Origin of the sequence: Nocardia sp. GP40 (genome assembly GCF_050434125.1) — a bacterium.
GTDB classification, from domain to species: domain Bacteria; phylum Actinomycetota; class Actinomycetes; order Mycobacteriales; family Mycobacteriaceae; genus Nocardia; species Nocardia albiluteola.
Map to the genome: position 1 here is coordinate 243,881 of NZ_JBNPVW010000006.1, position 14,491 is coordinate 258,371.

The 14,491-nt window shown below is 68.3% G+C and carries 15 protein-coding genes; 5 read left to right on the top strand and 10 right to left on the bottom strand.

Translation table 11 applies throughout. The features are described from left to right. Positions 1-33: 33 nt before the first annotated feature. The 4 genes from ABH933_RS20055 to ABH933_RS20070 all read right to left on the bottom strand — a co-directional run bounded on the left by ABH933_RS20055 (position 34) and on the right by ABH933_RS20070 (position 3,718). On the bottom strand, positions 34-1,290 hold the full coding sequence (locus ABH933_RS20055; RefSeq protein WP_429423715.1) for an SPFH domain-containing protein: 1,257 nt from the start codon (positions 1,288-1,290) through the stop codon (positions 34-36). Then, complete coding sequence (locus tag ABH933_RS20060) at positions 1,290-1,721, bottom strand: NfeD family protein (protein WP_429423717.1); 432 nt, start codon at positions 1,719-1,721, stop codon at positions 1,290-1,292. The genes ABH933_RS20055 and ABH933_RS20060 overlap by 1 nt, the downstream gene beginning before the upstream one ends. A 420-nt stretch (positions 1,722-2,141) precedes the next feature. After that, entirely contained in the window at positions 2,142-2,825 is a 684-nt protein-coding gene (locus ABH933_RS20065) for an SDR family NAD(P)-dependent oxidoreductase (protein ID WP_215920279.1), read from the bottom strand. Further along, complete coding sequence (locus ABH933_RS20070; protein WP_429423720.1) at positions 2,822-3,718, bottom strand: NAD(P)H-binding protein; 897 nt, start codon at positions 3,716-3,718, stop codon at positions 2,822-2,824. Before ABH933_RS20070 ends, ABH933_RS20065 begins: the two co-directional genes overlap by 4 nt. Before the next feature lie 67 nt (positions 3,719-3,785). On the opposite strand from ABH933_RS20070, the gene ABH933_RS20075 reads away from it, so the two are divergent. Together ABH933_RS20075 and ABH933_RS20080 are read left to right on the top strand one after the other, a co-directional pair. Beyond that, on the top strand, positions 3,786-4,673 hold the full coding sequence (locus tag ABH933_RS20075; RefSeq protein WP_429423722.1) for a LysR family transcriptional regulator: 888 nt from the start codon (positions 3,786-3,788) through the stop codon (positions 4,671-4,673). Further along, positions 4,670-5,485 (top strand): DUF3097 domain-containing protein, encoded by an 816-nt coding sequence (locus ABH933_RS20080; RefSeq protein ID WP_429423723.1) that lies wholly within the window; start codon positions 4,670-4,672, stop codon positions 5,483-5,485. The genes ABH933_RS20075 and ABH933_RS20080 overlap by 4 nt, the downstream gene beginning before the upstream one ends. Before the next feature lie 69 nt (positions 5,486-5,554). Here ABH933_RS20080 and ABH933_RS20085 read toward each other — a convergent pair whose 3' ends face one another. From ABH933_RS20085 to ABH933_RS20095, 3 genes are all read right to left on the bottom strand, one after another. Then, the gene (locus tag ABH933_RS20085; protein ID WP_429423724.1) at positions 5,555-5,971 is read right to left on the bottom strand and encodes a hypothetical protein; all 417 of its coding nucleotides are present in this window, start codon (positions 5,969-5,971) and stop codon (positions 5,555-5,557) included. 49 nt (positions 5,972-6,020) lie between these two features. Next, positions 6,021-6,833, bottom strand: a complete 813-nt coding sequence (locus tag ABH933_RS20090; RefSeq protein ID WP_429423786.1) for a heavy metal-binding domain-containing protein — start codon at positions 6,831-6,833, stop codon at positions 6,021-6,023. 76 nt (positions 6,834-6,909) lie between these two features. Continuing rightward, on the bottom strand, positions 6,910-7,740 hold the full coding sequence (locus ABH933_RS20095) for a heavy metal-binding domain-containing protein (protein WP_429423725.1): 831 nt from the start codon (positions 7,738-7,740) through the stop codon (positions 6,910-6,912). Here ABH933_RS20095 and ABH933_RS20100 point away from each other — a divergent pair. From ABH933_RS20100 to ABH933_RS20110, 3 genes are all read left to right on the top strand, one after another. Further along, a complete protein-coding gene (locus tag ABH933_RS20100; RefSeq protein ID WP_429423726.1) occupies positions 7,739-7,873 on the top strand; it encodes a hypothetical protein in 135 nt (44 codons plus the stop codon). The genes ABH933_RS20095 and ABH933_RS20100 overlap by 2 nt on opposite strands. Before the next feature lie 9 nt (positions 7,874-7,882). Then, the gene (locus tag ABH933_RS20105; protein ID WP_429423727.1) at positions 7,883-8,239 is read left to right on the top strand and encodes an iron chaperone; all 357 of its coding nucleotides are present in this window, start codon (positions 7,883-7,885) and stop codon (positions 8,237-8,239) included. A gap of 103 nt (positions 8,240-8,342) precedes the next feature. After that, the gene (locus tag ABH933_RS20110) at positions 8,343-9,131 is read left to right on the top strand and encodes a hypothetical protein (protein ID WP_429423728.1); all 789 of its coding nucleotides are present in this window, start codon (positions 8,343-8,345) and stop codon (positions 9,129-9,131) included. Here the strand turns inward: ABH933_RS20110 and ABH933_RS20115 are convergent, their stop codons facing one another. The 3 genes from ABH933_RS20115 to ABH933_RS20125 all read right to left on the bottom strand — a co-directional run bounded on the left by ABH933_RS20115 (position 9,132) and on the right by ABH933_RS20125 (position 14,462). Next, the gene (locus tag ABH933_RS20115; protein ID WP_429423729.1) at positions 9,132-13,481 is read right to left on the bottom strand and encodes a HAMP domain-containing protein; all 4,350 of its coding nucleotides are present in this window, start codon (positions 13,479-13,481) and stop codon (positions 9,132-9,134) included. A gap of 49 nt (positions 13,482-13,530) precedes the next feature. After that, entirely contained in the window at positions 13,531-13,944 is a 414-nt protein-coding gene (locus ABH933_RS20120; protein ID WP_429423730.1) for a response regulator, read from the bottom strand. A gap of 143 nt (positions 13,945-14,087) precedes the next feature. Then, positions 14,088-14,462 (bottom strand): VOC family protein, encoded by a 375-nt coding sequence (locus ABH933_RS20125; protein ID WP_429423731.1) that lies wholly within the window; start codon positions 14,460-14,462, stop codon positions 14,088-14,090. Positions 14,463-14,491: the final 29 nt, after the last annotated feature.

Sequence of the window (14,491 nt, forward strand, 5' to 3'; positions counted from 1 at the left end):
ACGATTGCTACATCGCCGGACCGGGCCGGTCCGTTACCGTCCCGGCGGCTCCGGCGGCTGCCACCCCCGGGTCTGCTCCTGACTCGGCCGCTGCGGCGGCGGTGCCTGATACTGCGGCTGGAACTGCGCCGGGGTGCGCTGCGGCGAAATGCTCGCCTGCCCGGGCGTATTCCGCCCCCCGATCGGCGGCACCGGCGCCTCGACCGGGGTGGCCGCGGCCGCCTCGGCCGCGCGGACCGCCCGTGCGGCGGCCGGGTCGGTCGACACGTCGAACCAGTCGGCGACCTCGTCGGTGTCGTCCTCGGCCACCGGGCTGTCGCCGTCGGTGCTCGGCTCGTACCGGAACACGCCGTCCTCGCCCTGGGTGCCGAAGTTACGGGCGAAACCCTCGAGCGCCTTGCCGAAATCGCTGGGCACCATCCAGACCTTGTTGGCATCGCCCTTCGCGACGAGCGGCAGCGTCTGCATGTATTGGTAGGCAAGCAGTTCGGGCGTGGGCTTGCCCGATTTGATTGCCGCGAAGACCTTTTCGATCGCCTTGGCCTGGCCCTGGGCCTGCAGGTAGGCGGCCGCGCGTTCACCCTGGGCACGCAGGATACGGCTCTGCCGCTCACCCTCGGCGGACAGGATGGCGGACTGCTTGGAGCCCTCCGCGGCGAGGATCTGTGCCTGCTTGGCGCCCTCGGCCGTCTTGATCTGGGCCTCGCGGTTACCCTCCGCGGTCAGGATGATCGCGCGCTTCTCGCGGTCGGCCTTCATCTGCTTCTCCATCGATTCCTGAATCGATGGCGGCGGATCGATGGCCTTGAGCTCGACGCGCGACACGCGCAACCCCCACCGGCCGGTGGCCTCGTCAAGCACGCCGCGCAGCTGCGAGTTGATCTGGTCGCGGGAGGTCAGTGTCTCCTCCAGGGTCATGCCGCCGACCACGTTGCGCAGGGTGGTGATGGTCAGCTGCTCGACCGCGGCGATGTAGTTGCTGATCTCGTACACCGCGGCCTGCGGGCTGGTGACCTGGAAATACACCACCGAGTCGATCTGCACGGTGAGGTTGTCCTGGGTGATCACCGGCTGCGGCGGGAAGGACACCACCCGCTCGCGCAGGTCCACCCGGGCCCGCACCCGATCGGCGAACGGCACCAGCAGCGTCAGCTGCCCGGACACGGTGCGCGAGTACCGCCCCAGCCGCTCGATCACCGCCGCCTCGGCCTGCGGCACCAGCGCAATCGAACGGAACAACACCACCGCGACCAACAGGACCAGGACTACGGCGACTATCAGTGCAACCATTAGGGCCCCTTCCACACGACGGCGTGCGCGCCGTCGATCTTCATCACGTACACGGTTTCCCCCTCGGCATAACGCTCTGTCGGGTCCAAGGACCGCGCGCTCCAGACCTCACCGTCGATCTTCACCCGGCCGGACTCCTCGTCGACCGCCTCGAGCACCTTGGCCGTCTTACCCGGAAGCGCGTGCACATTCGTGGGCGTGGTCGGCGGAACGGCGAAGCGGCGCAACAGAAGCGGACGCACGAGGAACAGCAGCACCAGCGCGCTCACCCCGAACACGACCGCGTCGATGATCGCCGAGGTATCCGCGATCCCGCCCACGCCGGCCGTCACCAGCGCGGCGCCACCCAGCATGAGCAGCGTGAAATCACCGGTGAGCATCTCGGCGGCGGCGAGCAGAATGCCCGCGACCAAGAACGCAATTGCGGCCACGTCATCAACAGTAGCCGCCCGCACCGACACTCAGGGGTATACGACATAGACATTTCGCCGCGGCCCGGCGCACCGCACCGCCGAGCCCGGCGACTCGATCGCGAGGCCGGACTCCATCCGGCACGGTCCGCACGCCACGCGACGGCCGTGAGCACGCAATTCCTTGCAGCGATTGCATTTTCGCATTCCGTGCAGTGCTGCCACCTCCGCAACTCCGAACCGTTTCGACGCCGTCTCCCCGCCGATCCACACCCGAGGCGACCCCGCGTGGCTTGCACGCCACGCAAGGTCGCACGAAGTGTCGACCCTGCCGCCCGGCCGAGACGCTCGATCCCGAAAGCCTCAACGCCACAGCGACTCCGGCCGCCACCCGAGCCCCGTCGTCCGAGGATTCGCCCCGGCCAGTCGATGACCCGGCCGCTACCAGGGCACCGTCTCGTCCTGATAGTTGACGAATTTCAACCCCGGCTCGCCGCGATGACGTTCGATCGTGTCGACGACGCCCGGGATGGACTCCTCGATCGTCAGCGGCGCGTCCGCGCCGCCGAGCTCGGTGCGGACATGGCCCGGGCAGACGAGCAGCAGGGTGTGCCCGGCGTCGGCGTGGCGCACGGCGTAGCTGCGCATCAGCTGATTCAGGGCGGACTTGCTCGCGCGGTAGAGCTCGTGGCCGCCGTTGACGTTCAGGGCGAGGCTGCCCTGGCGCGAGGACATCACGCCGATCGTCCCGGCGGGCGCGACCAGCGTGCGCAGGGACTCGACCACGCGCAGCGGGCTCAGCGCGTTGGTGACCATGACCTCGACAAACATCTCCGTCGGGACCTCCCCGATCGGAAGGTTGCCCAGGGTGATCGCGGCATTGACGAACAACAGGTCGAGCCGGCGGCCGGCGAGGCGGTCGCGCAGCGCGGCGAGCTGGTCCTGCTCCGTCATGTCCAGGGATTCGACGGTGACCCGGCCGCCGGACGCCGCGGCCAGATCGTGCAGGCCGGTGTGCCCGGCGCCGCGGACGGTGCCGATGACGTCCCAGCCGCGGCGCGCGTAGGTTGCCGCCAGGCCCAGGCCGAGGCCGCGGGACGCGCCGACGACGAGTGCGGTGCTCATGCCCGCACCGCCGGGGCCAGGACGAGCTCACACCATTCGTGGAAGGTCGTCGGGCCGGTGCTGCCCGGCGTGCGCGGCACGCCGTCGTAGAGGCCTTCGTTCGCCGCGCGCGCCATGTCGACGTAGCCCTGCACGATCGCCCCGCCCGCCCCGCGCGCGGACATCCCGGCGCGCAGGTCCTCGAGCGACTGCCGGACATACCGGATCGGGCGGCCGAGCACCCCGGACATGATGCGGGCCATATCCTCCGGCGACAGCTCCTCCGGCCCCACGACGGGGACTTCGTCCGCACCGGTCCACGTGCGGTCGATCAGCAGATCGGCCGCCGCCGCCGCGATATCGCGGGTGGCCACGATCGGGGCGGCCAGGTCCGCGATGCCGGTGCCGGTGAAGACGCCGTCGTCGCGGATCGAAACCACCTGCCACAGCAGGTTGTCCATGAACGGCGGATTCGCCAGCGCCCGATAGGCCACGCCGGTGCTCCCGATGAGGTCGTCCATCGCCAGCGACGCCGTCACGTGCCCGGCGCGGCCGGCCACCGGGGTGCCGCGGCCGAGCGAGGAGACGCCGACGACATGCCCGACGCCCCGCGCGGTGAACGCCTTGGCGGCCGGGCGGGTGAATCCGGAATACACCGCGTCCAGGCTCGGCGCACCGGGATCCCCCGGCACCAGCCAGAACACGGCGTCCGCACCGGACAGGGCCCGGTCCACGACGCCGGGGTCGCCGTGGGAGCCGACGACGACGTCGACGCGGGCGCGGACCCGCTCGGGGAGTTTCCCGGGATCGCGGACGATGACGCGCAGTTCCGCATCGGGAGTGGGCTTTTCGTCGAGCAGGATCTCCAGCAGCCGGCTGCCGATCTGCCCGGTGGGAGTGGTGATGATGATCATGCTTCGAGTCTCGGGACGGCCGCGCGCGGCGTCCAATACCCTTCCCGGACATTGATACCCTGAGGGCATGGATCTCGATCTGCGCAAGCTCCGGTACTTCGTCGCGGTGGCGCAGCACCGGCACTTCGGCCGGGCGGCGGCCCAGCTCTACATCGCGCAGCCGGTGCTCAGCCGCCAGATCAGGGCCTTCGAACAGGAGCTGGACTGTCCCCTGCTCGAACGGACCACCCGCAGCGTGGAGCTGACCGCCGCCGGCAAGCAGCTCTACGAGGAGGCCCAAGGGCTGCTCGCGACCGTGGACGCGGCGGTGCGGCGGGTCCACGATGCCGACCGGGCCGTGCGGCGGCTGGTCATCGCCTTCGCCCACGGACTCCATGTGTCCGAGGCGATCCGGGCGTTCGGGTCCCGTCACCCGGACGTCGAGACCGACGTCCTGCCGGCCCGCTGGTGGGAGCAGGACGCGCCGCTGCGCGACGGCCGGGCCCACATCGGCTATCTGCGCCGGCCGTTCGACGACTCCGGCCTGCACACGATCCCCATCGGCCGCGATCACCGGGTGGCGTGCATGCCCGCCCGGCATCGGCTCGCGCACCGGCGCTTGCTCACCCTGGCCGACCTCGAGGGCGAGGCGATGCTCGACGCGGCGGGCCGGCGAACGGCCTCGGTTGAGGAGAAATTCGAGCGCATCGCCGCCGGGCACGGCATCTCGCTGGTCCCGGTGAGCGTCGCGCGGTTCTACTCCCGCCCAGATCTGGTCTGCCTGCCCGTCACCGACGCCCCGAGCGCCGAGACCTGCCTGGCCGTCGTGGCGGACCGGCCCGACCGGCTGCTGCGCGACTTCCTCGACATCGCCACCACGGCACTGCGCGACTCCGACCGAAACACGGACGCGGGTCCGGGCCGCCACGCCGCGCCGCCGAAACAGGGTGCGCGCACGGTACATTCGGACCGGTGAAGGACTACGGCGACATCTACTCCGGACATTCCCGCACCCACAAGCGCGCGATACCGCAGGTGAGCGCCGAGCGCGAGCTGGTGGCCGAGGATGCCGCGAGCGGATTCTGCGGCGCCGTGGTCGGTTTCGAGCGCACGTACGACGGGGAGTTCGTCAAGCTGGAGGATCGCGACGGGCGGGTGCGGCTGTTCGCGATGCGGGAGGCGGCGTTCCTGATCGACGGCCGGCCCGTCACGCTGGTCCGGCCCAAGGCCGCCGCGCCCGCGCGCCCTGCCCGCTCGGCCTCGGGCTCCACCCGCGTGGAGGGACTACGTGCCCGGGTGGCGCGCGGCAGCCGCATCTGGGTCGAGGGCGTGCACGACGCGGCGCTGGTGGAGCGGGTGTGGGGGCACGATCTGCGGGTCGAGGGCGTCGTGGTGGAACATCTCGAGGGCCTGGACAACCTGGGGGCCCGGCTCACCGAATTCGGCCCCGGCCCGGGTAATCGGGTCGGCGTGCTGGTCGACCACCTGGTCGACGGATCCAAGGAGACCTCGCTGACCACCGGCCTCGGGCCGCACGTGCTGGTCACGGGCCATCCGTACGTCGACGTCTGGCAGGCGGTGCGCCCCGCGGCGGTCGGCATCGCGGCCTGGCCGGACGTGCCTCGCGGCGAGGATTGGAAGACCGGCATCTGCCGCCGCCTGGGCTGGGGCACACCCCAGGACGGCTGGCGCCGGGTCTACAACGCCGTGGATTCCTACCGCGACCTGGAGGCCCCGCTGCTGGGCGCGGTGGAGCGCCTCATCGACTTCGTCACCGAAACCGACTGAGGCGCTTCATCTCTCCCGGCGGCCGCCCGAAATCGGCTGAACTGCATCGACACTCACATGCACACCGGCTCAGGCGTCGAACAGCCGCGCGAGCGCGTTGCGAGCGGCGGCGTCGCGGGTGGCGAGGGTGTTCAGCTCCTCGGCGAGGATGTGGAGCCACTCGTCGATGCCGACCTGCTTGCGGCTGATGACCACGCCGCGCACAACGCTGCGCACCTCGGCCTCGATGCCGCCGCGCTTGCCTTGACGCAGCTCCAGTTCCCGCTCCGGGGCGTGCACGCGGACCGCGACGGCCTGGCCGGGCTTGCCGCTCATCCGGTCGGACATGGTGCGCCGATACTCGACCTCGACCATCTCCTCCGGCAGTGCGTCGCCCAGGACGTTGGTCAAGACACGACCGTAGGACTCCACATCGCTGCGCTCGGCGCGCAGCGTGGCGATCATCGTGTGCATGTCCCACATCGGGCCGAGCTCGCCGCCGGTCACGACTTCGCCTCGCCGGCAGTCGATGTCGTGATGACCACCGCTACCCCCCTCATCTGTCCACCAGAGGCAGCACGAGCTGCGGTTTGGCGATGTGGTGGTCGGCGCGCAGGGGGCGGATGGCGGTGCCGACGGAGAAGAACTCGGTGGTGTGCCCGCCCCAGCGATGCGGCAGCGACAGCAGCTGCACCCCGACGATGCCCTCGGCGTGCAGGCTCTCCGCCTCCGCCTGCATCCGCGACATCGCCAGCTCGCGGGCGTCGTAGAGGGCCTCGGTGAACTGCGGGATCTCCACGTTCTGCCCGATGTTGCCCATCGCCTGCCAGAACCGTTGGTGCGCAATGTGATACACGCACGAGCCCATGACCATGCCCAGCGGCGCGTAGCCGGACTGAATCAGCGTCCAGAAGTCCTGGCCCGACAGGTCCGAGGTGAACGGCTTGTTCTGATTGTTGCGCCAGCTGCCCGGCTCAGCTGTGTTGATGCTTACCCCCGCCTCACCACCTCGGTCGTACTTCACCGCGGTGCCGATCGCGATGAATTCGGCCAGGTCGCTGCCGAACTCCTTGAACTCGATATCGAGCCGGACGCCGACGATCCCGTCCGCGCCCAGCACGTCGGCCTCCGCCTCCATCCTGGTCATCGCCAGTTCCCGCGCGTGGTACATCGCGTTCGAGAGGGTCTCGAGCTCCTGGTTCTTGTTCCACCGGCCGAACTGGAAGCCGACGTGGTAGATGCTCGAGCCCAGCACCATGCCCAGCGGGCGGAAACCGGCCTCGCGCACCAGCAGGAACTCGTTGACGCTCAGATCGGAGGTGAACAATGTGGTGCTCTGGCCGGGCCGCATCTCGGACAGGCGGCGCATGGCATCCTCGGGGATGCCCTGGCGCTCATCGGCACTGGTCATGCTCACCTCTCTGTTTCTCGTGTGATCATCGCCGTCACCGCAGCGGCATGATGGTCGGCGCACTGCTGCGCGCGGGCCGTGGGCCGTCCCGGAATCTCGATATCGCGGTGCCGAACACCTTCGACTCCGCGCAGAGCAGGACGGCATTGTTGAGCTCCTGGTCCCAGGTTCGCAACTGGATGTCCGACACGATCGCCCCGTCCGCCTGGGTCTCGGCGGCGTGGCGGCCGAACGTGTCGCGCGCCCGGTGCCGAACCCGGGTGATGAGGTCGGTCGGGCCGCTCACCTCCGTGTTGCCGGCCAGAATGCCCATCTGGTTGCGGCTGCGCCAGTCCAGATACTGCGCCTCGACCGCGATTCCGATGCCGATCCGGGCCGGGACCCACCCGGACTGCATCAGTTTGGCCACATCCTGGCCGGGAAGTACGGCGGTGAAGGGCTGCGTGGGCCGATGCCGGGACTGGGCCCGCACCGCGCTACCGAGGGCGACGAATTCCTGGGCGCTCTGCCCGAGATGGCTGCGCGTCAACCGCACCCCCACCACGCCGTCGGCGCCCATCGCCGCCGCCTCGGCCGTCATCCGGGCGAGCGCGGTGTTGTAGCCGCGATACAGCGCCTCCACGTACGGCTGGAAGTTCACCTGGCCCAGCCCGTAGGCGGCGCTCATGCCGTAGCCGCTCAGGCCGGTCCATCCGATCTGCTGCACGATGCAGCCCATGACCTCCGCGACCGGCGTCAGCCCCACCGATTCGACACCGACCGCGCCCGCCACCGACAGCAGGGAGGTGCGCACACCGGAGGACGAGAAGCGGGCCAGCCGCTCACGCGCCGCGTCCGGCAGCCACGCGCCGTCCGTGCCCGTCATGGGAGACTCCCTTCCGCAGTACCCGGTGTCCCGCAGAGCCGATCCCGATCCATCCTTCCACGCCCGCGCCCGCCGCGCCGCCGTCATCGTCTCGGCCGCCGGTGAGTTCGTCATCCGTGGCCACGAACGATAAGGTAGCCGAATGGTTGCCAGCGATGTCGACGCGTACCTCGCGGACGTGGCCGAGCCCGGACGGCACACGCTGCAGCAGCTCCGTTCGGATATCCGGGCGCTGCTCCCCGCGGCACAGGAATGCATCTCCTACGGGATGCCCGGATTCAAGGTCCAGGGGCAGGTCGTCGCGGGATTCGCCGCCTTCACCAAGCACCTCAGCTATCTGCCGCACAGCGGCTCGGTATTGCCGGCCCTCCCCAACAGTCTCGCTGGATACACGATGACGAAGAGCTCACTGCACTTCCCACCCGACCGTCCACTGCCGCGGGCGCTGGTGCGCAAGCTGCTCGAGACCCGGCTGCGGGAGTCCGGCATCGATCTCTGATCCTCCCGTCCGGCAGATTCCTGGTCGCGCAGGCGGATTGGGCTATCGTGTCCGCGGGAGCCGCCGGTCTCGGGCGTCTTGCCGTGCGACGAAGGATTGAAGGATGACCATGACCGACGGGCACGTGGAGCTCAACACCGACACCGTAGACGGAATCCCGGTGCTGTGGGCCGAGCCTGCGGACGGAACGTCGAACGGCGATCTCGTCCTGTGGCTGCCGTGGTTCACCGGAACCAAGGACGACGTCGCTCCGCAACTACGGCAACTGGCCGAGGCGGGATTCGCGGCAGTAAGCCTGGATCCCTGGCAGCACGGCGAACGCGGGCTCGAACCCGCGGAACAGCTCGCGATCCGGGTGTTCAGCGATTTCCGCCGGAACATGTGGCCGATCCTCGGCCAGACGGCCCTGGACACCCTCCGAGTCATCGACTGGGCCACAACGAATCTCGGAGTTCGCGGCACGGTGAAGATGGGCGGCTTCTCGATGGGAGGCGACATCGCGATCGCCGCCGCGGGCATCGACACCAGGATCAGCACCGTCGCCGCCGTGATCGCCACCCCGGACTGGCTGCGACCGGGCATGCACGATTTCCAGGATCCGGACACTGTGCTCCCGCCCGGCGAGCCCGACGCGTACGCCGAATTCTTCTACGATCACCTCGATCCGATCACCAACGCCGCCCGCTACGCGCATCGGCCCGCAATCACCGTGGAATGCGGCGCCGACGACGCACATGTCCCGGCCGACGGCGCAATCCGATTCCGCGACCTGCTCTCGACGACCTATCCCGGCTACGGCGACCGGATCCGGGTCACGCTGCACCCCGGTCTGGGCCATGCGCCGGCACCGCAGATGTGGGACAACTGCCTCGACTGGTTTCGGCAGCACTGATCACTCGTCCGTCGGCACCCCCACCCAGCGGCCGATGCAGGCCAGCAGATCGTCTGGATCGACCGGCTTGGTGATGTAATCGCTCGCGCCCGAGGACAGGCTCTTGTCGCGATCCCCCGCCATCGCCTTGGCCGTCACCATGATGATCGGCAGGCGATTGAACCGGGGCATCTTGCGGATCGCGGCGGTGGTGGCGTAGCCGTCCATCTCCGGCATCATGACGTCCATCAGGATCACGTCCACCTCCGGGTAGGCCTGCAACGCCTCGATTCCCTTGCGGCCGTTGGGCGCATGGTCCACCGACATGCCGTTCAGCTCCAGCATGCCGGCGATGGCGAGCACGTTGCGGGTGTCGTCGTCGATGAGCAGCACCCTGCGGCCGCGCAGGCCCGAATACTGTTTGGGCCGGCCCGGCTTCTCCAGTTCGGTGGAATGCGGATGGGTCAGCTGCAGAATGAACCGCTCGCGGAACTCGTCGGCGGAGGCGAACAGCTCCACCTGGTTGTTCCGGGCGATCGCCTCGGTCAGCAGGACCTCCTCGTTGTCGGCATCGGCGACCGCATAGGCCAGCACCGCAGCGGTTTTCGACGACATGGCCGCCCTCATCCCGCTCAGGAACTCCGGCGACGACATCCCATCCATACCGACATCGACCAGCACGCACTGACTTCCGGAAGCGGCCGCCAGCGCCTGCTCGGAGGTCCCGACGGACTCCAGGTGGACCGGACCGGTGGTGTCGGCCAGCTGTGCCACGACGCCGGACACCAGGCGCGTCAGCGGCCGCTCGGTCTGATCCTCGACGACGAGCACGACCCGGTCGGAAGACTCTGGGAGGGCACGGGATTCGGCGACGATCTCCGGCTGCGTGTCCAGCGGCAGGTACAGCGTGAAGGTACTACCCACCCCGATCTGACTCTCGGCGCTGATCTCGCCGCCGAGCAGATTCGCGACCTGCCTGCTGATCGACAGGCCCAGGCCGGTGCCGGCGTAGCGGCGGCTGGTGGTCCCGTCGGCCTGCTGGAAGGCGGCGAAGATCGTCTCCAGATTCTGCTCGGCGATGCCGATTCCCGTGTCGCTCACCGAGAATGCGATGTGCTCGTCGAATCGGCGCACCGTGAGCCGGACGGTGCCCGTCTCGGTGAATTTGACGGCATTGGACAGCAGATTGCGCAGCACCTGACGCAGCCGCTGTTCGTCGGTCTCCAGCTGCGCGGGGGCGTCGGGCTCCACCACCACGTCGAACTGCAGACCCTTCTGCGTGGTCAGCGGGCGGAACGTGGTCTGCACGTAGTCCAGCAGCTGGCGCAGGGGCACCGGCTCGGTGTGGATATCCATCTTGCCGGCCTCGACCTTCGACAGGTCGAGGATGTCGTCGATCAGCTGCTGCAGATCCTTTCCAGCGGACTGGATCACCTTGGCGAATTCGACCTGCTTCTCGGTGAGGTTGCGCGAGGCGTTCTGCGCCAGCACGCCCGCCAGGATGAGCAGGCTGGTCAGCGGGGTGCGCAGTTCGTGCGACATGTTCGCCAGGAATTCCGACTTGTACTTCGAGGCCAGCGCGATCTGCTGGGCGCGCTCCTCGATCTCCTGCCGCGCCTGCTCGATCTCGAAGTTCTTCATTTCGATGTCGCGGTTCTGGCGTACGAGCAGTTCGGCCTTCTCCTCGAGATCGGCGTTGGACTGCTGCAGCTGACCGGCCAGCCGCTGCGACTCCCCGAGCAGGGTGTCGGTGCGGGCGCTGGCCATGATCGTATTGACATTGACGCCGATGGTCTCCATCAGCTGCTCCAGGAAGTCGCGCTGCACGACCGTGAACCTGGTGAACGAGGCCACCTCCATGACCCCGAGCACCTGATCCTCGAAGACGATCGGCAGCACGATCAGGCTGGCCGGACGTCCGGACCCCAACCCGGAGGAGATCTGCACGTAATCCGGCGGCGTCCGATCGATCATGATCGCCTTCTTCGACTGCGCGACCTGCCCGACCAGCGACTGGCCGAGGTAGAAGATCGTCCCGTCCTCGATGCGCCCATATCCGGCGATCAGGCGCAATACCGGGCGGTCGTTCTCGGTCTCCATGAAGAAGAAGGTGCCGTACTGGGCTCCGACCAGCGGGGTGACCTGATTCATGATGAGCTGGGCCACGGCGGACAGATCGCGATGGCCCTGCAGGCGCCCGGAGATCCGGGCCAGGTTGGTATTGAGCCAGGCCTGTTCCTCGTTGGTGCGGGTCGTTTCGCGCAGCGACTGCACCATCGCGTTGATGTTGTCCTTCAACTCGGCGACCTCGCCCTTGGCCTCGACCGAAATGGACCGGGTCAGGTCTCCGGTGGCCACCGCGCCCGTGACCTCGGCGATGGCGCGAACCTGCCGCGTCAGATTGCCGGCGAGCTCGTTCACGTTCTCGGTGAGGCGCTTCCAGGTGCCGGACACGCCCTCGACCTCGGCCTGACCGCCGAGCTGCCCCTCCTTGCCGACCTCGCGGGCCACGCGGGTGACCTCCGCGGCAAAGGCCGAGAGCGTGTCGACCATGGTGTTGATGGTGGTCTTGAGCTCCAGGATCTCACCGCGCGCGTCGACGTCGATCTTCTGCGACAGATCGCCGCGAGCCACCGCCGTGGTGACCTGAGCGATGGACCGCACCTGATTCGTCAGATTGCCGGCCATCGAATTCACGTTGTCGGTCAGGCTCTTCCAGGTTCCGGCCACGTTCTGTACGCGGGCCTGGCCGCCAAGGATGCCCTCCGTGCCGACCTCGCGCGCGACGCGGGTCACCTCGTCCGCGAATGCGGAGAGCGTGTCGACCATGGTGTTGATCGTCTGCGCCAGCGCGGCGACCTCGCCCTTGGCCTCGACGGTGATCTTCTGCGACAGATCGCCCCTGGCGACCGCCGTCGCGACCTGGGCGATGGAGCGCACCTGATCGGTCAGATTGTCGGCCATCACGTTCACCGACTCCGTCAGGCCCTTCCAAGTACCCGACACCCCCTTCACATCGGCCTGACCACCCAGCCGCCCCTGGGTACCGACATCGCGCGCGACGCGGGTGACCTCGTCCGCGAAGGAGGACAGCGTGTCGACCATCGTATTGATCGTGTCCTTCAGCTCCAGAATCTCACCGCGCGCATCCACCCTGATCTTCTGCGACAGATCGCCGCGGGCGACGGCGGTGGTGACCTCGGCGATGGAGCGCACCTGCGCGGTCAGATTGTCGGCCATCACGTTCACCGACTCCGTCAGGCCCTTCCAAGTACCCGACACCCCCTTCACATCGGCCTGACCACCCAGCCGCCCGTCGGTGCCGACCTCCCGGGCCACGCGGGTGACCTCGTCCGCGAACGATGACAACGTGTCGACCATCGTATTGATGGTGTCCTTCAGCTCCAGGATCTCACCACGCGCATCCACCCGGATCTTCTGCGACAGATCGCCTTTCGCGACCGCGGTGGCGACCTGGGCGATGGAGCGCACCTGATCGGTGAGGTTGTCGGCCATGAAGTTCACCGACTCGGTCAGGCCCTTCCAGGTGCCCGAGACCCCCAGTACCTGGGCCTGACCACCGAGCCGGCCCTCGGTGCCAACCTCCCGGGCTACGCGGGTGACCTCGTCCGCGAACGAGGACAACGTGTCGACCATCGTATTGATGGTGTTCTTCAACTCCTGGATCTCGCCGCGGGCATCGACCGTAATCTTCTGCGACAGATCGCCTTTCGCCACCGAGGTGGTGACCTCGGCGATCGCGCGAACCTGTGCGGTGAGGTTGCCGGCCATGATGTTCACCGATTCGGTGAGATCGCGCCAGGTGCCCGACACCTCCGGCACCTTCGCCTGGCCGCCGAGGCGGCCCTCGCTGCCCACCTCGCGGGCCACGCGGGTGACCTCGTCCGCGAACGAGGACAGCTGGTCGACCATCGTATTGATCGTGTTCTTCAGCTCCAGCAGCTCACCCTTGACGTCGACGGTGATCTTCTGGGACAGGTCGCCCTTCGCGACGGCGGTGGCGACACCGGCGATATCGCGCACCTGCGAGGTGAGGTTGTCGGCCATGGCATTGACCGAATCGGTCAGATCCTTCCAGCTGCCCGAGACCCCGGGCACCGCCGCCTGACCACCGAGTTTGCCCTCGGTGCCGACCTCTCGTGCCACTCGCGTGACCTCCGTGGTGAACAGCGCGAGCTGGTCGACCATGCCGTTGAACACCAGGGAGATCTCGTCCAGGACCGGGTCGCCCACCTCGGGCAGGTACCGGCGAAAGTCGCCGTCGCGAACCGCCTTGAGACCCTCGAGCAGCGGCTGCAGGCGCTCATCGTTGCTACTGACTCGTTCCGTGGTCAGGGTGTCGCTGGCCATCGCTTGCCGCCTTCGTGTGGAGCCTGTCTGTATTTACAGATCTACGTCGTTACAGATCTACGTCGAAATGGTTCTCGCCCGCTGCCACCCGGCGGATGATGCCGAGCAGGTCGTCGAACAGGCCTGTCTTGAGCACCAGGCCCGCGCCACCTGCCTCGATGACGCGGTTCAGCGTGTCCCGGTCGGCATCCCCGGTGAAGACCAGGACCCTGGCCTGCGGCGATACGTGGCGCAACACTGTGATCGCGTCGATGCTGTTGCCGTCGGGAAGCCGGCGGTCCAGGAGGATGACATCGGGAAGGATCTGGGAGGCGGTGGAGACCGTCTCCGCGATCGACCCGGTGGTAGCGACGACCTCGATGTCGTCGACCAGCTCGAATGCCGAATGCAGTGCCACCACCACCATCGGATGGTCCTCCGCCAGCAGTAGCCTGGTACGACCGTCCGCGATGTCAGCCGACATGAGCGCCAGTGTATTCCGCCGCTAAGGGATTACCATCGGCTTTCAATAACGAACTGACAAGCCGACTTCACGTTTTGCCGGAAGCGAGCTACCTGCAATGAAGTGCTGGTGGCGGGCCGCCCGCCCCGACCCGCCACCCACGCTCACCGGGGCGCCGGGGTGAAGATGACGAATCTGTTGCCGTCGGCATCCAGCAGATGGGCCGAGACCAGACCGGCCGGCGTGGTGGCGGCCGGGTGCAGCACCTTGCCGCCCAGCTCCACCGCGCGCTCGCAGGTCTGCCCGACATCGGCAACCTGAACACAGAACGCGGCGTATGCGGTATCCGCGGCGTCGAGCCGATCGAACCCGCCGCTGGGCACCTGCTGCCCCGGATAGGTGACGAGCTGATACTCCGCGCCGCTGCCCGGATCCGCCCGGAAGGTCCAGTCGAACAGGCTGCCGTAGAAGCGCTCGGCCGCGACGGGATCCGCGCTACCCACCTGGAACCAGGTGACCGTGCCGTTTGCGGGTTCCATCGGAATTCTCCTTCGATTTCGTGCCCGGC